Source organism: Microbacterium excoecariae (assembly GCF_011326725.1).
GTDB classification, from domain to species: domain Bacteria; phylum Actinomycetota; class Actinomycetes; order Actinomycetales; family Microbacteriaceae; genus Microbacterium; species Microbacterium excoecariae.
This window is the reverse complement of sequence record NZ_JAANCO010000001.1, coordinates 2,294,148-2,313,289: the sequence shown is the minus strand read 5'-3', so window position 1 is coordinate 2,313,289 and position 19,142 is coordinate 2,294,148. Positions and strand designations below refer to the sequence as shown.

At 72.3% G+C, this 19,142-nt stretch carries 16 protein-coding genes; 9 read left to right on the top strand and 7 right to left on the bottom strand.

Annotated features, from left to right (window positions below; genetic code table 11):
- The first annotated feature begins 2 nt into the window (after positions 1–2).
- The 6 genes from G8E01_RS10675 to G8E01_RS10650 all read left to right on the top strand — a co-directional run bounded on the left by G8E01_RS10675 (position 3) and on the right by G8E01_RS10650 (position 6,390).
- Entirely contained in the window at positions 3–1,115 is a 1,113-nt protein-coding gene (locus G8E01_RS10675) for a GuaB3 family IMP dehydrogenase-related protein (RefSeq protein ID WP_205827560.1), read from the top strand.
- Complete coding sequence (locus G8E01_RS10670; protein WP_166319475.1) at positions 1,112–1,951, top strand: SURF1 family protein; 840 nt, start codon at positions 1,112–1,114, stop codon at positions 1,949–1,951. The genes G8E01_RS10675 and G8E01_RS10670 overlap by 4 nt, the downstream gene beginning before the upstream one ends.
- A gap of 35 nt (positions 1,952–1,986) precedes the next feature.
- Positions 1,987–2,484, top strand: coding sequence for a DUF3817 domain-containing protein (locus G8E01_RS10665; protein ID WP_155049241.1), 498 nt, complete (start codon positions 1,987–1,989; stop codon positions 2,482–2,484).
- Entirely contained in the window at positions 2,481–4,058 is a 1,578-nt protein-coding gene (gene guaA, locus G8E01_RS10660) for a glutamine-hydrolyzing GMP synthase (protein WP_166319473.1), read from the top strand. The genes G8E01_RS10665 and guaA overlap by 4 nt, the downstream gene beginning before the upstream one ends.
- Before the next feature lie 88 nt (positions 4,059–4,146).
- Positions 4,147–5,676 (top strand): serine hydrolase domain-containing protein, encoded by a 1,530-nt coding sequence (locus tag G8E01_RS10655; protein WP_166319471.1) that lies wholly within the window; start codon positions 4,147–4,149, stop codon positions 5,674–5,676.
- Positions 5,677–5,712: 36 nt separating this feature from the next.
- Positions 5,713–6,390, top strand: a complete 678-nt coding sequence (locus tag G8E01_RS10650; RefSeq protein ID WP_166319469.1) for a TetR/AcrR family transcriptional regulator — start codon at positions 5,713–5,715, stop codon at positions 6,388–6,390.
- A 159-nt stretch (positions 6,391–6,549) separates the two neighbouring features.
- Here G8E01_RS10650 and G8E01_RS10645 read toward each other — a convergent pair whose 3' ends face one another.
- A complete protein-coding gene (locus G8E01_RS10645) occupies positions 6,550–7,728 on the bottom strand; it encodes an MFS transporter (protein WP_166319467.1) in 1,179 nt (392 codons plus the stop codon).
- Between the two features lie 77 nt (positions 7,729–7,805).
- Between G8E01_RS10645 and G8E01_RS10640 the strand changes: the two genes are divergently transcribed.
- On the top strand, positions 7,806–9,104 hold the full coding sequence (locus tag G8E01_RS10640; protein ID WP_166319465.1) for an alpha/beta fold hydrolase: 1,299 nt from the start codon (positions 7,806–7,808) through the stop codon (positions 9,102–9,104).
- Positions 9,105–9,121: 17 nt separating this feature from the next.
- Here G8E01_RS10640 and G8E01_RS10635 read toward each other — a convergent pair whose 3' ends face one another.
- From G8E01_RS10635 to G8E01_RS10620, 4 genes are all read right to left on the bottom strand, one after another.
- Complete coding sequence (locus tag G8E01_RS10635) at positions 9,122–10,693, bottom strand: carbohydrate-binding domain-containing protein (RefSeq protein ID WP_166319463.1); 1,572 nt, start codon at positions 10,691–10,693, stop codon at positions 9,122–9,124.
- A gap of 17 nt (positions 10,694–10,710) precedes the next feature.
- Positions 10,711–11,493 carry a polyphosphate polymerase domain-containing protein gene (locus G8E01_RS10630; RefSeq protein WP_338100800.1) on the bottom strand — a complete coding sequence of 261 codons (783 nt, stop codon included), beginning with the start codon at positions 11,491–11,493 and terminating at the stop codon, positions 10,711–10,713.
- Positions 11,490–12,086 (bottom strand): DUF4956 domain-containing protein, encoded by a 597-nt coding sequence (locus G8E01_RS10625; RefSeq protein ID WP_166319461.1) that lies wholly within the window; start codon positions 12,084–12,086, stop codon positions 11,490–11,492. Before G8E01_RS10625 ends, G8E01_RS10630 begins: the two co-directional genes overlap by 4 nt.
- Positions 12,087–12,333: 247 nt before the next feature.
- Positions 12,334–13,233 carry a Bax inhibitor-1/YccA family protein gene (locus G8E01_RS10620; RefSeq protein ID WP_166319459.1) on the bottom strand — a complete coding sequence of 300 codons (900 nt, stop codon included), beginning with the start codon at positions 13,231–13,233 and terminating at the stop codon, positions 12,334–12,336.
- A gap of 122 nt (positions 13,234–13,355) precedes the next feature.
- Between G8E01_RS10620 and G8E01_RS10615 the strand changes: the two genes are divergently transcribed.
- A complete protein-coding gene (locus tag G8E01_RS10615; RefSeq protein WP_166319457.1) occupies positions 13,356–14,348 on the top strand; it encodes a glycerophosphodiester phosphodiesterase family protein in 993 nt (330 codons plus the stop codon).
- Positions 14,349–14,396: 48 nt separating this feature from the next.
- Here G8E01_RS10615 and G8E01_RS10610 read toward each other — a convergent pair whose 3' ends face one another.
- Together G8E01_RS10610 and G8E01_RS10605 are read right to left on the bottom strand one after the other, a co-directional pair.
- Positions 14,397–15,863: an alanine/glycine:cation symporter family protein gene (locus G8E01_RS10610; RefSeq protein WP_166319455.1), complete on the bottom strand. Its 1,467-nt coding sequence runs from the start codon at positions 15,861–15,863 to the stop codon at positions 14,397–14,399.
- 36 nt (positions 15,864–15,899) lie between these two features.
- Positions 15,900–16,589: a GntR family transcriptional regulator gene (locus G8E01_RS10605; RefSeq protein WP_166319453.1), complete on the bottom strand. Its 690-nt coding sequence runs from the start codon at positions 16,587–16,589 to the stop codon at positions 15,900–15,902.
- A 151-nt stretch (positions 16,590–16,740) separates the two neighbouring features.
- On the opposite strand from G8E01_RS10605, the gene G8E01_RS10600 reads away from it, so the two are divergent.
- On the top strand, positions 16,741–19,137 hold the full coding sequence (locus tag G8E01_RS10600; protein ID WP_166319451.1) for an ATP-dependent helicase: 2,397 nt from the start codon (positions 16,741–16,743) through the stop codon (positions 19,135–19,137).
- The last annotated feature ends 5 nt before the right edge of the window (positions 19,138–19,142 follow it).

Genomic DNA, 19,142 nt, shown 5'->3' with positions numbered 1-19,142 from the left:
GCATGGAAATCGAGCTGGGGCGCGGCAAGCGCGCCCGCCGCGCGTACACCTTCGACGACATCGCGGTCGTGCCCTCGCGGCGCACGCGCGCGACGAGCGACGTGTCGACGACCTGGTCGATCGACGCCTTCACCTTCGACACCCCGATCCTGGGCGCGCCCATGGACTCGGTCGTGAGCCCCGCCTCGGCGATCGCGCTGGGGAAGATGGGCGCGCTCGGCGTCCTCGACCTCGAGGGCCTCTGGACGCGCTACGAGGATCCGGAGCCCCTGCTCGCGGAGATCGCGTCGCTGCCGCCCGAGTCGGCGACCCAGCGCATGCAGGCGCTGTACGCCGAGCCGATCCGCCCCGAGCTCATCACGCAGCGCATCGCGGAGATCCGCGAGGCGGGCGTCGTGGCCGCGGGCGCGCTCTCGCCGCAGCTGACGCAGGAGCACTACGAGACGGTCGTGAAGGCCGGCGTGGACCTGTTCGTCATCCGCGGCACGACGGTCTCCGCCGAGCACGTCTCGAGCGTCGACGAGCCGCTGAACCTCAAGCAGTTCATCTACGACCTCGATGTCCCCGTCATCGTCGGCGGCGCGGGCACCTACCGCGCCGCGCTCCACCTCATGCGCACGGGCGCCGCGGGCGTCCTCGTCGGCTTCGGCGGCGGCGCCGCGTCGACCACGCGCACGGCCCTCGGGATCCACACGCCCATGGCCACGGCGGTCGCCGACGTCGCGGGCGCGCGTCGCGACTACATGGACGAGTCGGGCGGGCGCTACGTCCACGTCATCGCGGACGGCAGCGTCGGCACGTCGGGCGACATCGTCAAGGCCATCGCGATGGGCGCCGACGCCGTCATGCTGGGCGTCGCGCTCGCGCGCGCCACGGACGCGCCGGGGCGCGGGTACCACTGGGGCGCCGAGGCGCACCACCCGTCGCTCCCGCGCGGCCGCCGCGTGCCCGTCGAGCAGGTGGGCACGATGAGCGAGGTGCTCTACGGCCCGGCGCAGTCCGCCGACGGCACGACGAACCTCCTCGGCGCGCTGCGCAAGTCGATGGCGACCACCGGATACTCCGACCTCAAGGAGTTCCAGCGCGTCGACGTCGTCGTGACGCCGTACGAATGACGCCCGAGCCCGCCCCCGCCGCCGACCCGGACGCGCCGGAGTTCCCGCCGACGCTGCGCGAGGTGATGCTGCGCCCGCGCTGGCTGGGCATGCTCGCGCTGTGCCTCGTCGTCGCGGGGGTATTCGCGTGGCTGCTGCAGTGGCAGCTCGCGCGCGCCATCGACACGGATCCGCTCCCCGAGGGCGTGACGGAGAACGTGCGCCCGATCGCCGAGGTCGTGGAGCCGGGCGCCTACCTCGCCGGGCCCTACGTCGGCCAGCGGGTCGACGTCGAGGGCGTGTGGGACCCGGACGACTTCCTCGTCGTCACCGAGCGCGCCAACGACGGCGCGGAGGGCGCGTGGGTCACGGGGCGCCTCGTGACCGAGGCGGGCGACTCGCTCGCCGTGGCGATCGGGTGGGCCGAGGATCCCGGCGCGGCCGAGGACGCGATCGCCGAGCTCGAGGCCGCGGCCACGGGCGAGACCGTCGCGCTGACCGGCCGCGTGATCTCCGACGAGGGCCCGGCCGTCGCGACGGGCGACGACCCGTACGAGATGACCCGGATGTCGCCGGCGGCGCTCCTCGGGCAGTGGACGGGCGTCACGGGCGACGTCTACCGCGTGTACTTCACCTCGATGGATCCCACCGGGGGCATCGCGGATGCGGGGCTCGTCGCCATCTCCTCCGCGGCGCCCGAGGAATCCGGATCCGTCAACTGGCTCAACCTGTTCTACGCGGCCGAGTGGGCGATCTTCGCGGGCTTCTCCTTCTACCTCTGGTATCGCCTGGCGAAGGATGCCTGGGAGCGCGAGGTCGAGGAGTTCACGGGCGTCGACCCCGACGAGGACGCGTAGCGGGGCCACAGGCGGCGCACCGTAGAATGGTCCCCATGCCCCAGCCCCGGATCGCCACCTTCCCGCAGATCCGACGGGCCGTCCGCTTCTACCAGATCACGAGCGTCATCACGGGCGTCGGCCTGCTGCTGCTCTGCGCCGAGATGGTCATGAAGTACGGCTTCCACGTCGAGCTCTTCCTCAACGACCCGCAGGGCTTCCTCGCCTGGCGCGAGGTCGTGCTGCAGGGCGACGAGTGGGTCTCCACGGGTGAGGGGCTGAACCTCTCGCTCGGGATCCTCATCGCGCACGGCTGGTTCTATGTCGTGTACATCCTCGCGTGCTTCCGCGTGTGGAGCCTCATGCGGTGGCCGTTCTGGCGCCTCATCATGCTGTTCGGCGGCGGCGTCGTGCCGTTCTTGTCCTTCATCATGGAGTTCATCGTCGCGCGCGACGTCAAGGCATACCTTTCGGGGCGCGAAGAGCGCCTCGCCGAGAAGAAGGCGGCCGCGGCCGCCGCCCCCACCCCGCCTACCGAGGAGGCCGCTCGATGAGCACCGACACCGCCCAGCGACCCGTCCTGGTCGTCGACTTCGGCGCGCAGTACGCCCAGCTCATCGCGCGCCGCGTGCGCGAGGCCGGCGTGTTCAGCGAGCTCGTGCCGCACACGATCACGGCCGACGAGGTCGCCGCGAAGCGCCCCGTCGCGATCATCCTCTCGGGCGGCCCCTCCTCCGTGTACGCCGAGGGCGCGCCCGCGTTCGATCCGCAGGTGTTCTCGCTCGGGATCCCGACCCTCGGCATCTGCTACGGCTTCCAGGTGATGGCCCAGGCCCTCGGCGGCGAGGTGGCGCACACTGGCCAGCGCGAGTACGGCGCGACCGACGCGACGGTCGCGGGCGACGGTGGGGTCCTCCTCGGCGGCACGCCCGCGTCCCAGAACGTGTGGATGAGTCACGGTGACTCGGTCGCGAAGGCGCCCGAGGGCTACGAGGTGCTCGCCTCGACCGCCTCGACGCCCGTGGCGGCGTTCGGCAACGCCGAGGCCTGCTTCTACGGCGTGCAGTGGCACCCCGAGGTCAAGCACTCCGACCACGGCCAGCGGGTCATCGAGAACTTCCTGCACCAGGCGGCGGGCCTGCCCGCGGACTGGACGAGCGGCAACGTCATCGAGGAGCAGGTCGCGCGGATCCGCGAGCAGGTCGGATCCGCCCGCGTCATCTCCGCGCTGTCCGGCGGCGTCGACTCGGCCGTCTCTACCGCGCTCGTGCACCGGGCGATCGGCGACCAGCTGACCGCCGTCTTCGTCGACCACGGTTTGTTGCGCCAGGGCGAGCGCGAGCAGGTCGAGAAGGACTACGTCGAGTCGACGGGCGTGCGGCTGATCACGGTCGACGCGGAGGACACGTTCCTCGGCCACCTGGCGGGCGTGACGGATCCGGAGGCCAAGCGCAAGATCATCGGCCGCGAGTTCATCCGCGCGTTCGAGAAGGTCCAGCGCGACCTCGTCGAGGAGGCCAAGGCCGAGGGCGAGCCCATCAAGTTCCTCGTCCAGGGCACGCTCTACCCCGACGTCGTGGAGTCGGGCGGCGGATCCGGCACGGCCAACATCAAGAGCCACCACAACGTCGGCGGGCTGCCCGAGGACCTCGACTTCTCGCTCATCGAGCCGCTGCGCACGCTGTTCAAGGACGAGGTGCGCCAGATCGGTCGTGAGCTCGGGATCCCCGAGGCGATCGTCGGCCGCCAGCCGTTCCCCGGGCCGGGCCTCGGGATCCGCATCATCGGCGAGGTCACGAAGGACCGCCTCGAGACGCTGCGCGCGGCCGACGCGATCGCGCGCGCGGAGCTGACGGCCGCCGGCCTCGACCAGGAGATCTGGCAGTGCCCCGTCGTGCTCCTCGCGGACGTGCGCAGCGTCGGCGTGCAGGGCGACGGCCGCACCTACGGCCACCCCGTCGTGCTGCGGCCGGTCTCGAGCGAGGACGCCATGACGGCCGACTGGACGCGGCTGCCCTACGACGTGCTCGCCAAGATCTCGAACCGCATCACGAACGAGGTCTCCGAGGTCAACCGCGTGACGCTCGACGTCACGTCGAAGCCGCCGGCAACCATCGAGTGGGAGTAATCCCGCCCGCGCGCACGGCCGTCCCGCACCGGGGCGGCCGTTCGGCTTTCTCGGCGCCGCGTGCGATGATCCGATAACATCTATCCACATGAGGCGCGCGTGGGTGGCGGGAATCATCGTGGCGGCCCTGGGCCTTGCGGGGTGCCAGGCGCCGCCGGCCGGCGTGGAGCTCGGCGAGGCGCCGCCGGCGGACGCCGTCCGCGTGGCCCCCGGGGCGGTCGACGACGCCGTCGAGGCGCTCCCGGACATCGTGCGCGCCGCGCTCGAGACCTCCGGCGTGCCCGGGGCGGCCGTCGCGGTCGTGCACGGGGGCGAGGTGGTGTTCGCGGAGGGTTTCGGGGTCCGGGATGCCCGGACCGCCGAGCCCGTCACTCCCGACACCGTCTTTCCGATCGCGTCGATGTCGAAGCCGCTTTCGGCGACCGCCGTCGCGCTCGCGATCGAGGAGGACCCGGGCCTGACGTGGGACACGCGGCTCGTCGATCTCGACCCGGGCTTCGCGCTGGCGGATCCGCGGGGCACCGCCGAGGCCACGCTCGGCGACGCCTTCAGCCACCAGCTGGGCCTGCCCACCGGCGCGGGCGACGACCTCGAGGACGTCGGGTACGGGCGCGGCGAGATCCTCCTGCGCCTCGAGCAGGTGCCGGTGACGGGGCTGCGCGCGGGGTACGCGTACTCGAACTTCGGCGTCACCTGGGGCGCGGAGGGCGTCGCGACCCGGCGCGGCCAGGACTGGGCCGACGTTATGGACGAGCTCGTCTTCGACCCGCGGGGGATGGGGTCGTCCTCCGCGCGCCACGCCGTCTACCTTGAGCGGGAGGACCGGGCCGTGCTGCACGAGATCGTCGACGGCGCGTTCCGGGCGGGCCCGGACCGCGACGCCGACGCGCAGGCGCCGGCCGGCGGGGTGTCCTCGAACGTGCGGGACCTCGCGTCGTGGGTGTCCTTCCTCCTCGCCGCCGAGCCGGGAGGGGCGCTCGCCGAGGCGATGTCGGCGCAGGTCGTACGCGGTGCCGGGCTCGGCGAGCGGGCGGCGACGTACGGATACGGGTTCAACGTCGACACGCTCGCGGGAGGGCGCGTCGCCGTCTCGCACTCGGGCGGATTCGTGCTCGGGGCCGCGACGAACGTGCAGCTCATCCCCTCGCTGGACGTCGGCATCGTCACCCTCACGAACGGTGCGCCCGTCGGGGTCCCCGAGGCGGTGAACGCCGCGTTCGCCGACGTGCTCCAGTTCGGGAGCGAGACGCGCGAGTGGACCGCGGCGTACGCGGGCGCCATGGCGCCGCTGACCGCGCCCGTGGGCGACCTCGTCGGCGCGGCGCGCCCCGAGGGCGGCGCGCCGGCGCCCGTCGACCTCGCGGGCACGTATACCAACGCCTACTTCGGCGCGGTGACGGTACGCCGCGCGGGCGACGGCTACGTCGCCGCGGTCGGGCCGGCCGGCGTCGAGCTGGCGCTCGAGCCGTGGGACGGCCGGGTCCTGGCATACGCCCCTCGGGGCGAGAACGCGCCGGACGGCTCGCTCGCGAGCGCGACGTTCGCCGGCGGATCCGTGCGCTTCGATACCCTCGACGCCCACGGGCTCGGCATCTTCTCGCGCGATGACGGATCCTGAGCCCCGGCAAAACTTCGCGCGCTACGCTCGGACGCCATGACCGGTACGAGGGCCCCGCGCCCGGAGATCGCGCGCTCGCGGCGCCAGCTGCTCGACGCCGCCGAGGCCCTGTTCCTCCGCCAGGGGCTGGAATTCTCGCTCAACGAGCTGGCGCACGAGGCCGGCCTCGGCGTCGCCACCACCTACCGGCGCTTCGCGTCGCACGACGACGTCGTGCGCGCGCTGCACGAGCGCGCCTACGCGGGCTTCGTCGCGATCCTCGACGCCCTGGATGACGCCCCCGACGGCTGGTCGGGGGTGGTCGGATATCTCGAGCGGGCCGTCGCCATGAGCAACGCGCACCCCTCGTACGCGGCCGCGGCCCGCCGGATGGCGCGCATCGACCCCGCCTCCGCGCTGGGGCAGGACCTCGAGCCGCGCCTGGCGGCGCACGTGCGGCGCGCGCAGGAGGAGGGCGCGCTGCGCACCGACGCCACCGCCGTGGACCTCGTGGCCATGGTCGCGCAGCTCGGCGTGCTCACGGTGCTCCCGGAGCCCGCCCGCACCGCGATGTCCGCGCGCCAGCTCGGCTTCCTCGTCGCGGGCCTGCGGGCTGAGTCGCAGGCGCACGGCGACGCGGGGGAGGAGGTCGCGGCCGACCTCGCGCGGCTCCACGATCTCGCGACCCAGGAGCCCTTCGCGGGGCGCGGCGACGCGGGCGCCGCCGGCGGCTGACGGATCCGGTGGCGGTCCCGTCGCGCGCGATCCTCGCGGCGCCGCGACGACGCGGGCCATACGCACGCGGCGGCATCGCCGTCGTGTCGCGGGTCGTCGTGACGCGCCCGAGCGGGAGGAGCTTCGCGGCGTCGCTGGCGCGCGTGCGGCCCGGACGCCTCAGGCGTCCTGCGCGGCGCGCGTCCCGCGCGCGGCGGGCGCGAGGAACACCGCGACGGCGACGATCGCGAGCACGGGGATGAGCGCGGCGCGCAGCCCGACGTGCTCGCCGAGCGCGCCGAGGACCGGCGGCCCCACGAGGAACGCCACGTACCCGAGCGTCGCGGCGAACGACACGCGGGCGGCAGGGTGCGGGCCGGAATCGCCCGCGGCGGAGATCGCGACGGGGAACCCCAGCGACGTGCCCACGCCCCACAGCACGACGGCCGCGCCGGCGACGACCGGCTGGTCGACGAACACGACGATCGCGAGGCCGGCGGCGCCGAAGATCGCGCTGGCGGCGAGCACGGCGGCCCGCCCGTAGCGGTCGACGAACCGGCCGCCGGCGAACCGACCGATCGTCATCGACAGCGCGAACAGCGCGAAGATCGCGGATCCCCACGCGGCGTCGTACCCGTGGCCGTCGACCATGACGAGCGGCAGCCAGTCGTTCGCGGTGCCCTCCGCGAGCGCGAGCGCGAGGATGATCCCGCCGATGAGGAGGAGGTTCGGATCCCGCCACACCCGCGCGCGCTCGCGCGGCCGGCCCGCCTCGGCCGGGTGGCTCCGGCCGAAACCGGCGGGGACGTACCGGATGGCGACGACGAGCGCCGCGAGCATGAGGCAGGCCGCGCCGAGGAGGTGCCATCCGACGGGGAAGCGCCACGCGGTCAGGAGCATGCCGATGACCGCGCCGATCACGGTGCCGAAGCTGAAGAAGCCGTGGAGCATGGGCATCACGGAGCGGCCCGTGAGGCGCTCGACCTCCGCGCCGTCGATGTTCATCGCGACCTCGCCGCCGCCGATGCCGAGGCCCACGAGGCCGAGGCCGATCGTCACGACCGCGGGGCTCGTGGCCAGCGCGCCCGCGCCGATCGTCGCGACGCCCGCGAGCGTGATGGCCGACCCCGCGGCGATGACCGTGCGCGTGCCGAGACGCGCCACGAGCGGGCCCGACAACAGGATCCCGATCATGGATCCGACCGACAGGCCGAACAGGATCAGCCCCATCTGCGCCGTCGAAGCGCCCAGGAGGTCGCGGACGTCGGGCGTGCGGGTCACCCACGACGCGATGCCGAGGCCGGGGAGAAAGAAGAGCGTGAACAGCGCCAGGCGGCGGGCGCGAAGGGAGGAAGGCATGGTGCTCCGGGAGCAGGAAGGGACGATGCGTACAACTGTACGCTTCACGGATGCCGGGGGCGCGAGAAAATGGGACGATGACGACCCACGAGTTCTCCCTGCGCGGCCTCCGCGTGCGCGACCACACCCTGTCCGCGCCGCTGGATTGGGCCCGGCCCGACGACGGCCGCCACATCGACGTGTTCGCGCGGGAGGTGATCCGGCCGGGCGGCGAGGACGCGCCCGTGCTCGTCTTCCTCCAGGGCGGCCCGGGCGGCGCCGGCCCGCGCCCGATGCCGGGCGAGGGATGGATCCACGAGGCGCTGAAGACGCACCGTGTGCTGCTGCTCGACCAGCGCGGCACGGGGCGCTCCTCGCGCGTGGAGGCCGCCACGATCGCGGGAATGGGCGCCGAGGAGGCCGCGGACTTCCTGCGCCTGTTCCGCGCCGAGCAGATCGTCGCGGACGCCGAGCACGTGCGCCGGGAGCTGTTTGGGGGGCGGCCGTGGCAGACCCTCGGCCAGAGCTACGGCGGCTTCCTCACGCTCAGCTACCTGTCGTTCGCGCCGGACGCGCTCGAGGCGGCCTACGTGACGGGCGGCATCACCTCGATCGCGCCCTCGGCCGAGGAGATCTACCGCAACACGCTGCCGCGCACGGCCCGGAAGACGGCCGAGTTTTACCGCCGGTACCCGCAGCACGTCGAGACGCTCCCCGCGATCGTGGACCTCGTCGAGAACGACACCGTCACGCTGCCGAGCGGCGACCGGCTCTCGGCCCGCCGCCTCCAGACGCTGGGGATCGACTTCGGCATGGGGCCCGGCATGGAGCGGCTCCTGTGGCTCCTCGACGGCGCGATCCTGCCGTCCGGGCGCCTGAGCGACGCGTTCCTCGACGGCGTCGACCAGCGCACGCAGTACTGGGGCAACCCGCTGTACGCCGTGCTGCAGGAGGAGATCTACGCCGACGGCGCCGGCGCGACGCGCTGGGCGGCCCACCGGATCCGCGCGGAGATCGGCGGGTTCGACGCGGACGAGGAGGTCGCCGCGGGGCGGCCCGTGCCGATGACGGGGGAGATGTTCTTCCCCTGGCAGTTCGACGAGGTCGCCTCGCTCCGGCCCTTCCGCGACGCGGCCCACGCGCTGCACGAGCGCGAGGATCACCCCGAGCTCTACGACCGCGCACGCCTGGCCGCGAACGAGGTCCCCGTCGCGGCGGCGATGTACCACGACGACATGTTCGTGCCGATCGAGTTCGCGCTCGCGACGCGCGACGCCGTTCCGAACATGCATTTCTGGGTGACGAACGAGTTCGAGCACGACGGCATCCGCCAGGACCCGCAGGTCGTGCGCCGCCTCCTCGACCGCGTGATCGAGGAGGGCGGCCCCCGCCGCTAGCCCGGACGGGGCCGGGCTTAGCGGGGGCCGCCGCCCATGCCGCCCGCGAGGGCCTGGCCCGTCGCGGCGGAGGCGACCTCGGCGCCGTCAACCGTCACGGAGTATGTCTCGCCCGCGACGACGTCGGCGCTGGAGAAGACCAGGGCGCCGAAGGTCTTCGTCGCATCCGCCTCGTACAGGACCGTCCCGTCGGCGGCGAGGATCTGGACCGTCGAGCCGGCGGATCCCGACGCCGTCGCCGCGACCCACGCCTGCGCCGAATCCGTGGCGGGCGAGCCCGACATGCCCCCCGAGTCGAGCGCGAGGAGGGTCCCGCCCGAGATCGTCAGGGATCCGTTCGTGTCGAGCGCGCCGTTGCCGCCGTTCGTCGGCCCGAGGACGATCGTCGTTCCGCCCGTGATGTCGAGGGATCCGTTCGAGTCGAGCCCGTCGCCCTCCGCGTCGATCGTGATCTCCCCGCCCGCGAGGAGCACGTACTCGCCCGTGTCGGTCATGCCACCGCCGCCCATGCCGCCCGCAAACTCGTCGCTCGTGGCGGTGTCGTCGGCGGTGCCGGCGGATCCGTTGATGCCGTCGTCCGTCGTGGTGAGCGAGATCGTGCCCCCGCCGATCGCGACGGTGCCCGCCTCGATGCCCTCCTCGGAGGCGATCGTGACCTCGCCGCCCGTGACGATCGCGTCGGTGTAGCCGTCGATGCCGTCGGATCCGGCCTCGACGTCGAGCGTCCCGCCCTCGACGAGCACCCACCCCTGGGTGTCGTCGTCCTCCTGGTCGGACCTCAGCCCGTCCCCGCCGGCGTCGATGGCGATATCGCCGCCGCGCACCGTGAGCGAGTCCGTGCCGCGCACGCCGTCGTCGGCGGCCGTGATCTCGAGAGAGCCGGAGAGGATGACGAGGTCGTCTTTGCTCGTGATGCCGTCGTTCGCGCCGGCCTCGACCGCGAGCGCGCCCGTGCCGCTGATCGTGAGGTCGGTGTCGGCCCAGATCGCGGCGTTCGCGTCCGCGCTGTCCGCGTAGGTCCCGGTGGACGTCACGGTGTTCTCGGATCCGTCGGCCAGGACGATCGCGACGTCGTCGGCGGAGACGACGCCGATCGCGGCCTGGTCGGCCGTCTCGATCGAGACGCCGTCGAGGATGAGCACGACCTGCGCGTCCTCCGGCGCGTCGATCGCCACGACGCCGTCGAAGTCGCCCGTGAGGCGGTAGACGCCCGCGGCGGTGATCGTGACGGATCCCTCCGCGGCGACGACGTTCTCCGAGGAGGTGGTGGCGGTCGTCCCGTCGAGCGCGATGTCGACCGCGTCGGCCTCCGACCACTCGTCGTCGTTCACGACGGTCTGGTCGGAGTTCGCGGCGATGATCTCCGAGACGCCGGCGGGCGTCGACACGTCGGACGACGACGTGGCCGACTCGGACGCCGACGACGCGTCGGACGCGGACGCCGACGCGGTGCCGGTGGCGGCGGATTCGGTCTCCGCCTCCGCCGAGGCAAGGGCGGAGCAGCCGGTGAGCGCCGCGACGGCGAGCGCGAAGGTGAGGCCGAGGCCGGAGGCGGCCCGGAGGCGGCGAGGGGGCGTGGGGCGAGTCATGGCGGTGTCTCCTTGCGTCAGGCGGCGAGGGCGGCGCTCGCGCCGCGGAGGAAATGGGTGCGGATGATGCGGTTCCACTTGTGGGAAGGGAGGTCGGGCCGGAGCGCCGCGAGTCCCGTGGCGAACTTGCTGATGCGTGCAGGGCGGATCCGCGCGCGCCACAGCAGGCGGTCGAGCGAGGAGGCCTGCGCGGCCGACTTCGTCTCGACGATCACGAGGTCTCCCGGCTGCATGCGGTGGCCCCAGGCGTCGGCCCACGCCAGCTCCGTGTCGACCGTCGCGCGCGCCCCCTCGGGGAGGAGGAGCGTCGTGCGCCGGTAGGCGGTGTGGAGTGTCGGGGCGAGCTCGTCGGCGACGTGCGCGCCGAGCCCGAGGCCGGCGACCGCCTCCGCCGCGTACGCCCTGCCCTCCGGCGTCAGCGTGTCCGCGGCGTCGGCGGGGTGGGGGATCCGCTCCTTCACCGTCGTGCCGCGCGCGCCGCGCGTTTTCATCTCGAGGAAGGCGGCGTCGGTGTCGACGTAGTGCCGCGCGCGCAGCTTGAACCGGCGCCGGCGACCGTGCGCCGCGAGGTGATAGCTGAGGAGGTCGGGGGTGTCGAAGTACATGGTGCCGTAGGCGGATCCGCGCGCGCCGTCGATCTCCAGCACCCGCGTCGCGGGGTCGACGGCGGCGAGGACGCGATCCGCCTCGGCCCGCGTGAGGACGTACTTGCGGTCGACGCGCGTGAGCAGCTCGGCCTGGCCCACGAGCTCGTCGAGGCCGATCGCGTCGAGGCGGCCGACGATGCCCGGGGCGCTCACGCGGCCACCGCCTGGCGGGCGGCCGCGCGGCGGCGGGCGGGGCCGGTGCGGCGATGGGCGCGGTAGCGGACGTCGACGAGGGTCGTGTCGTTGACGAAGTCGAGGTGCTGCACCGTGAGGCTGCGGACCTGCCCGCCGAGCCGGTCCTCGAGCGCGGCCCGCAGCGCGTCCTCGTCGCCCACGGCCTCGTCCAGCTGCACCGTGCGGTGGCGGTAGGACGCGAACAGGGCCGGGTGGTCGACGACGGCCAGGGCGCCCACGACGATTGCGACGAGCACGGTCGCGGTCACGCTGAACGACGTCGTCAGTCCCGTGATGAGACCGATCGCGAGGGCCGCGAAGTAGTACGCGACCTCGCGCTGGGAGATCTCGGTCGAGCGGAGCCGGATGATCGAGAGCACGCCGAACAGCCCGAGCCCGAGACCGGCGGCGACGCCCGTCGTGCCGAGCACCCAGCTCACGGCGAACACGCCGATGTTGACCCCGACGAACGCGACGACGAGGTCGCGGCGGCGGTGTCGGCGGAAGTAGATGGCGAGGGTCAGGACCGCGATTGCGGCGAGGTCGATGAGGAGCATCGAGACGTCGGACATGGCGTTCACCTTTCGTTCACCTTCAGGTAACGCCCGCTCCCTATGCGGTTCCTATGCCCGCGCGCGGTCGAAGTGATGAATCGCTCCCGGCCCCGCCGCTCGGCCGGTGTAAGTCCACATTTCTCCGGTAAGTCTCCGCGGAATCCGAGGAGACTTACCGGAGAAATGTGGACATAGGCGCGTCCCCGGGCGCACGCAGAAGCGCCCGCCCGGCGGACCGGACGGGCGCTTCTGCGTGCGGCGCAGGTTAGTCGCTGCCGCGCAGGATCGCGATCATGCGGAGGATCTCGATGTAGATGAACACGACGGTCGCGAGGATGCCGTAGGCAGCCTGCCACGCGAGCTTCGCGGGCGCGCCGTTGCGGACGCCGCGCTGAATCGCGTCGAAGTCGAGCACGAGCATGTAGGCGCCCATGAGGACGACGACGACGCCGAGGATCAGCCCGAGCGGGATGCCGAAGATCTCGGCCGAGCGCAGGCCGAACGCCATGCCCTCGGGGAAGACGCCGAACATCATCAGGACGACGTTGAGGAGCGAGAAGACCGCGTAGCCGATCATCGCGATGAGGACGATCTTCGTCATGCGGGCCGAGGCGCGGATCTTGCCGTTCGCGAACAGCGCGAGCGTCGTGGCGATCACGGCGACCGAGGCGAGCGCCGCCTGGATCACGATGCCCGGGTAGAGGAACTCGAAGAACGCCGAGATGCCGCCGACGAACAGGCCCTCGACGACCGCATAGGCGATCACGAGCCCGACCGAGGCCGTCTTCTTGAACGCGATGACGAGGCTGATGACGAGCGTGCCGAGCGCGCCGACGATCATCGGGACCATGTTGAACGAGGTAGCCGTCGTCGCCGACAGCGAGCCGCCGAGCGTGATGATCCAGCTGACGGCCGCGACCGCGAGCATGACGACGAAGAGGATCGCCGTCTTGACGATCGTGTCCTCGTAGGTCATGCGGCCGGTCTGCGGGGTGCCCGCCGACGGCGCGGCGTACATGCCCTCGATGTGCGCCTGCTCGCCCGCGTGCGGCGCCTGGGCCGCCTGGCGCTGCTGTGCGGCCTGGTCGGGGGAGAGGGGCGTCGGGTACGCGCTGGGGGCGCGGTCCTGCGTGAAGTACGGGTTGTTGAATCCGGCGCTGGCCATAGCTGTGGTCACACTCCTGGTTTCTGGGTCGCGCGTGTGCGCGGTGGGTCCACGATATCGGCCGACGGCTATGCCCGCGCTGTGTTCATGCGGAATTTTCGGGGCAGCCCTACCCTCGGGGGATGGCAGCACCCGAGACCCTCATCATCGGCCACCGCGGCGCGCCCGGGTACCGGCCCGAGCACACCCGCGGATCCTACGAGCTCGCGATCGCGCTGGGGGCCGGCGCGATCGAGCCGGACGTTGTCGCCACGCGCGACGGGGTCGCGATCGTCCGCCACGAGAACGAGATCTCGAGCACCACGGACGTCGCGGACCGGCCCGAGTTCGCGGACCGCCGCACCCGGAAGGCGTTCGCGGGCGTGGAGATCGACGGCTGGTTCGCGGAGGACTTCACGTGGGACGAGCTGCGGGGTCTGAGGTGCCGCGAGCGGATCCCGGAGATCCGCCCGGATAGCGCGGCGTACGACGGCCGCTGGCCGATCCTGTCGCTGCGGGAGGTGCTCGCCCTCGCGCGGGAGGCGGGCGTCGGCATCGTCGTCGAGCTGAAGCACGAGCCGTACTTCCGGTCGATCGGGATCGACCTGCCGGGCCTCGTTGCCGCCGACCTCGTCGCGGAGGGCTGGCAGGACGAGGCGCGGCGCCGCGGCCTCGTCGTGGAATCCTTCGAGCAGAGCGCGCTCGACCGCGTGCGGGAGGAGGGGATCCGCGCCGCGTTCGTCTATCTCGTCGAGCGCACCGGCACGGCCGTCGACCTGCTCCTCGCGGGCGGGGAGGCGCCGTCGTATCGGGAGCAGCTCGCGCGCGTCGAGGGCCTCGCCGGGCGCGCCGACGGCATCAGCGTGCACGCGTCGCTGATCGCGGGGCCCCGGCGGGCGGATCCGTTCCTCGAGCGCGCGCGCGGCGCGGGGCTGGCCGTGTACGCCTGGACGGCGAGGCCGGAGAACGCGTTCCTGCGCCGCCGGAACCGCAGCTCGGCGGATCCGGCGGCCCGCGGCGACTGGCGCGCCGAGTGGGCGCCGCTCGTCGCCGCGGGCCTCGACGGGATCTTCGCCGACCACCCCGACCTCGCGCGCGACGCCTTCACGCCCCCTAAGTCCACATTTCTCCGGTAAGTCTCCGCGGAATCCGCGGAGACTTACCGGAGAAATGTGGACTTGGACTTAGGGCTGTGACGGCGCTTCGGTGGCGCGCCAGGCCTCCCAGCCCGGGTCGCCCTCCATGAAGCGGGCGACCTCGGCCTGAGAGGCGACCAGGCCCGGGTCGTGGCGGAGGTAGGCGCGGGTCTCGCGGGCGACGAGGCCCGAGAGGACGAGGAGCCCGATGAGGTTCGGCAGCGCCATGAGGCCGTTCATGACATCGGAGAACGCCCACACGACGCCGAGCTGCGTCGTGCACCCGACGAACACGACGAGCGAGAACAGCACGCGGAACGGGACGACGGCCCGGCGTCCGACGAGCTTCTCCAGGCTGCGCTCGCCGTAGTAGGCCCAGCCGAGGATCGTCGAGAACGCGAACATGACGAGGCCGAGGGTGACGATCCAGTGGCCCCACTCGCCGGGAAGGCCGTGCGAGAAGGCCTCGCCCGTCATGAGCGACGCGTCGATCTGGGCGCCCGAGTCGTCCGTGAACGTATAGGCGCCGGTCGTGACGATCACGAGGCCGGTCATCGTCACGACGATGATCGTGTCGATGAAGGTCTGCGTCATCGACACGAGCCCCTGCCGCACGGGGTGGCTGGTCTGCGCCGCGGCCGCGGCGATCGCCGCCGAGCCCATGCCGGACTCATTCGAGAAGATGCCGCGCGCGACGCCGAACTGGATCGCGGCGATGAGGACGGATCCCGCGAAGCCGCCCGCGGCCGCGCTGCCCGTGAACGCGTCGGCGAAGATCGTGCCCAGCGCGGCCGGGATGTCGGCGACGTTCGCGAGCAGGATGTACAGCGCCGCGATGACGTAGAAGACGATCATGACCGGGACGAAACCGGCGGTCACGCGGCCGATGGACTTGATTCCGCCGACGAGGACCGCGAGCGCGACGAGGGTCAGGACGACGCCCGTGACCCAGGTCGGGACGGCGAAGCTCGACTCGAGGTTCGCCGCGACCGAGTTGCCCTGCGTCATGTTGCCGATCCCGAAGCAGGCGAGGACGGCGAAGATCGCGAACGCGGTGGCGAGCACCTTGCCGAAGGGGCCGGGGATCCCGCGCTCGAGGTACTGCTGCGGCCCGCCGTTCTTCTCGCCGGCCGCGTCGGTCGTGCGAAAGCGCACGCCGAGGAAGGCCTCGGAGTACTTCGAGGCCATGCCCACGAGGCCCGTCACCCACATCCAGAACAGCGCGCCCGGCCCGCCGATGCCGATCGCGGTCGCGACGCCGACGATGTTGCCCGTTCCCACCGTGGCCGCGAGCGCCGTCGTGAGCGCCTGGAACTGCGAGATGTCGCCCTCAGCGTCGGCGTCGCGCCGGCGGAACAGCCCGAGCCGGAGGCCGGCTCCGAGGCGCACGAACTGGATCCCGCCGAGCCGGATCGTCAGGTACAGCCCCGTCCCGAGGAGCAGCGGGATGAGGAGCCACGGGCCCCACACGATCCCGCTGACGGCGCTCAGGAAGGCCTCGATGTCGCCGACCATGATGAGAGTCCCTTCGTCAGTGCACGGACTCTCAACCTAGTCGGCGGGCGCGGCCTCCCCGAGGTGCGCCACGGCCTGGCCCGGCCCCGGCTGGCCGGGCCCCAGGAGGAAGACCTCGCGCATTTTCGCCTCGGCGGCCGGGGCGTCGTCGTCCTCGATCAGCTCCGCGAGCTCGAGGAGCTCTGTGCGAAGCTCGCCGGCGTCCTTCACGAGCGGGAAGGCCCCGCGCACGTTGCGCGTGAGCGTCACCCAGCTGTCGGCGAGCAGGTGTTCTGCGAGGGGGTTTCCGCTGTCGGTCGCGAGGTGTTCGCTGAACCGCCGCGCGGTCTCGTACGCGAGCGCCGGATCCGCCATCACCGCGTCGGCGAGCTCGCGCGCGTCGCGCGCGGCGCGGTCTCGGCCCGCCTCGTCGAGGCGCGGGAGCGCGATGCGCAGGAGCACGCCGAACTGATACCCCAGGAACTCCATCGAGGCCGCGGGCATGTCGGGGGTGATCTCGGTCACGCGCGTGTAGCGGCTCGCGACCATCTCGACGAGGCCCTGGCGCTCGAGGCGCTGGAGCGCTTCGCGCACGGGCATGCGGGAGACGCCGAGCTGGTCGGCGAGCTCGCCGTCGCGGACACGCTCGCCGGGGGCGAGGTCGCCGGAAATGATCGCCTCGGTCAGCCGTTCGTAGACGGCGTCGGCGAGGCGCATGGTGCGGGGGAGCGGGATGCTCTCGTCCATCGCGTGTCCTTCGGGAGAGGGGGTTCCCTGAACGATAACTGGTATAGCCCATTATGCTGCTGGGAGGCCCAAAATATCGTGGTGGCCTACAGGCGCGGGCCGCCCGCGGGCGGGTGGCTTGTCGGACCCCTCTCGTAGACTCGGCAGGGACATGTCTGATGCACCCGACGCCCTGATCCCCTCCGACGCCGATCCGCTCCTCGACGGGCTCAACCCGCCCCAGCGCGAGGCGGTCGAGTACCGCGGGCCCGCGCTGCTGATCGTGGCGGGCGCCGGGTCGGGGAAGACCCGCGTGCTCACGCATCGCATCGCGTCGCTGCTGCGCTCGCGCGAGGCGTGGCCCAGCCAGATCCTCGCGATCACCTTCACGAACAAGGCGGCGGGCGAGATGCGCGAGCGCGTCGGCGAGCTCGTCGGCGAGCAGGCGGCGGGCATGTGGATCTCGACGTTCCACTCCGCGTGCGTGCGGATCCTCCGGCGCGAGGCCGAGCAGTTCGGCTTCACGAAGTCGTTCACCATCTACGACTCGGGAGACGTGCGCGCGCTCATGAAGCGCCTCGTCAAGGAGCACGAGGCCGACGCGTACGGGCTCACGCCGGCGGGCGTGCAGAGCCGGATCTCGAAGCTGAAGAACGAGCTGCACGACGCCGATTCCTACCGCCGCCAGGCCCAGATGGAGGATCCGGCGGAGCGCATCTTCGTCGAGATCTTCCAGGACTACGCGCGCCAGCTGCGCCGCGCCAACGCGTTCGACTTCGACGACCTCCTCGCCCAGACGGTGTTCCTCTTCCGCGCCTTCCCGCACGTGGCCGACGTGTATCGCCGGCGGTTCCGTCACATCCTCGTGGACGAGTACCAGGACACGAACCACGCGCAGTACCAGCTCATCCGCGAGCTCACTCGGCCGCCCGAGGGGGAGTCCCTCGACGTGGGGCAGGGCATGCTCGCCCTCCTCCCGGAGAAGAAGGAGGAGCCGGCCTCGCTCACGGTCGTCGGCGACTCCGACCAGTCCATTTACGCGTTCCGCGGCGCCGATATCCGCAACATCACCGAGTTCGAGCGCGACTTCCCGGGCGCGAAAGTGGTGATGCTCGAGCAGAACTATCGCTCGAGCCAGAACATCCTCGACGCCGCGAACGCCGTCATCCGCAACAACTTCGACCGCAAGGACAAGAAGCTCTGGACGGACCAGGGCGCCGGCGACGACGTGACGGGGTTCACCGGCTACTCGCAGCACGACGAGGCGCAGTTCGTCGCCGACGAGATCGAGAAGCTCCGCCGCGGCGGCACGAGCTACTCCGACATGGCCGTGTTCTACCGCACGAACTCGCAGTCCCGCGCGCTGGAGGAGATCTTCATCCGCTCCGCCGTGCCGTACAAGATCATGGGCGGCACGAAGTTCTACGACCGCGCCGAGATCAAGGACGCGCTCGCGTACCTCGTCTCCGTCGCGAACCCGGCCGACGACCTCGCGGTCCGGCGGATCCTCAACAAGCCCAAGCGCGGCATCGGGGCCGTCACGGAGACGCGGATCGCGCAGTTCGCCGCCGACAACGACCTGAGCTTCCGTGCGGCCCTCGGCTTCGCGGGCGACATGGGGCTCGGCGCGAAGCAGCAGAAGGTGCTTGCCGAGCTCGACGCCGTGCTCCGCGAGGCCACCGACATCCTGCTGCCCGACGGCGGCGCCCGCCCGACCTCCGTCACCGAGGGGCTGCAGAAGCTGTTGAACGGATCCGGGTACCTCGACGCGCTCCGCGCGAGCAGGGATCCGCAGGACGAGGCGCGCGTGGAGAACCTCGACGAGCTTGTCGCGGTGACCCGCGAGTTCGCGCGCAACAACCCCGAGGGCACGATCGTGGACTTCCTCACCGAGGTCGCGCTCGTCGCCGACAGCGACGACCTCGCCGACGACTCGGGTGTGGTCTCGCTCATGACGCTCCACACGGCGAAGGGCCTCGAGTTCGACACCGTGTTCCTCACGGGCGTCGAGGAGGACCTGATCCCGCACCGGATCGCGGCGGGCGAGCCGGGCGGTCCGCAGGAGGAGCGCCGGCTGTTCTACGTCGGCATCACGCGCGCCAGGCGGCGGCTGTTCCTGTCGCTCGCGATGACGCGCGCGCAGTTCGGGGAAGTGTCGGCCGCGATGCCGAGCCGCTTCCTGCAGGAGATCCCCGCCGACCTCATCGCCTGGCGGCAGTCGCCCGGCGACGTGAACTCGCGCGGCGGCACCTCCTCGCGCGCCCTGAACGCGATCCGGCCCCGCGAGGGCGGGCGGTTCGGCCAGGCCCCGCTTGAGCCGAAGAAGGCGCGGAGCGCGTCGCTCGCGGAGTTCACGAACCGCGTGACGGGCAAGGTGCGCGACAACGGCGACCTCGAGCTCGCACCCGGCGACCGGATCCGGCACGACGACTTCGGCGAGGGCACGGTCGACGCCGTGACGGGCGTCGGCGCGAAGCGCATCGCGCACGTCCGGTTCGAGGAGGTCGGGACGAAGAAGCTCCTCATCAAGGTCGCGCCGATCGTCCGCCTGACGGCCGACGAGGGCTGAGCGCC

Coding starts and splice junctions, on each gene's coding strand:
- G8E01_RS10675 (WP_205827560.1), top strand. CDS start 3: ATGGAAATCGAGCTGGGGCGCGGCAAGCGCGCCCGCCGCGCGTACACC.
- G8E01_RS10670 (WP_166319475.1), top strand. CDS start 1,112: ATGACGCCCGAGCCCGCCCCCGCCGCCGACCCGGACGCGCCGGAGTTC.
- G8E01_RS10665 (WP_155049241.1), top strand. CDS start 1,987: ATGCCCCAGCCCCGGATCGCCACCTTCCCGCAGATCCGACGGGCCGTC.
- guaA (WP_166319473.1), top strand. CDS start 2,481: ATGAGCACCGACACCGCCCAGCGACCCGTCCTGGTCGTCGACTTCGGC.
- G8E01_RS10655 (WP_166319471.1), top strand. CDS start 4,147: ATGAGGCGCGCGTGGGTGGCGGGAATCATCGTGGCGGCCCTGGGCCTT.
- G8E01_RS10650 (WP_166319469.1), top strand. CDS start 5,713: ATGACCGGTACGAGGGCCCCGCGCCCGGAGATCGCGCGCTCGCGGCGC.
- G8E01_RS10645 (WP_166319467.1), bottom strand. CDS start 7,728: ATGCCTTCCTCCCTTCGCGCCCGCCGCCTGGCGCTGTTCACGCTCTTC.
- G8E01_RS10640 (WP_166319465.1), top strand. CDS start 7,806: ATGACGACCCACGAGTTCTCCCTGCGCGGCCTCCGCGTGCGCGACCAC.
- G8E01_RS10635 (WP_166319463.1), bottom strand. CDS start 10,693: ATGACTCGCCCCACGCCCCCTCGCCGCCTCCGGGCCGCCTCCGGCCTC.
- G8E01_RS10625 (WP_166319461.1), bottom strand. CDS start 12,086: ATGTCCGACGTCTCGATGCTCCTCATCGACCTCGCCGCAATCGCGGTC.
- G8E01_RS10620 (WP_166319459.1), bottom strand. CDS start 13,233: ATGGCCAGCGCCGGATTCAACAACCCGTACTTCACGCAGGACCGCGCC.
- G8E01_RS10615 (WP_166319457.1), top strand. CDS start 13,356: ATGGCAGCACCCGAGACCCTCATCATCGGCCACCGCGGCGCGCCCGGG.
- G8E01_RS10610 (WP_166319455.1), bottom strand. CDS start 15,863: ATGGTCGGCGACATCGAGGCCTTCCTGAGCGCCGTCAGCGGGATCGTG.
- G8E01_RS10605 (WP_166319453.1), bottom strand. CDS start 16,589: ATGGACGAGAGCATCCCGCTCCCCCGCACCATGCGCCTCGCCGACGCC.
- G8E01_RS10600 (WP_166319451.1), top strand. CDS start 16,741: ATGTCTGATGCACCCGACGCCCTGATCCCCTCCGACGCCGATCCGCTC.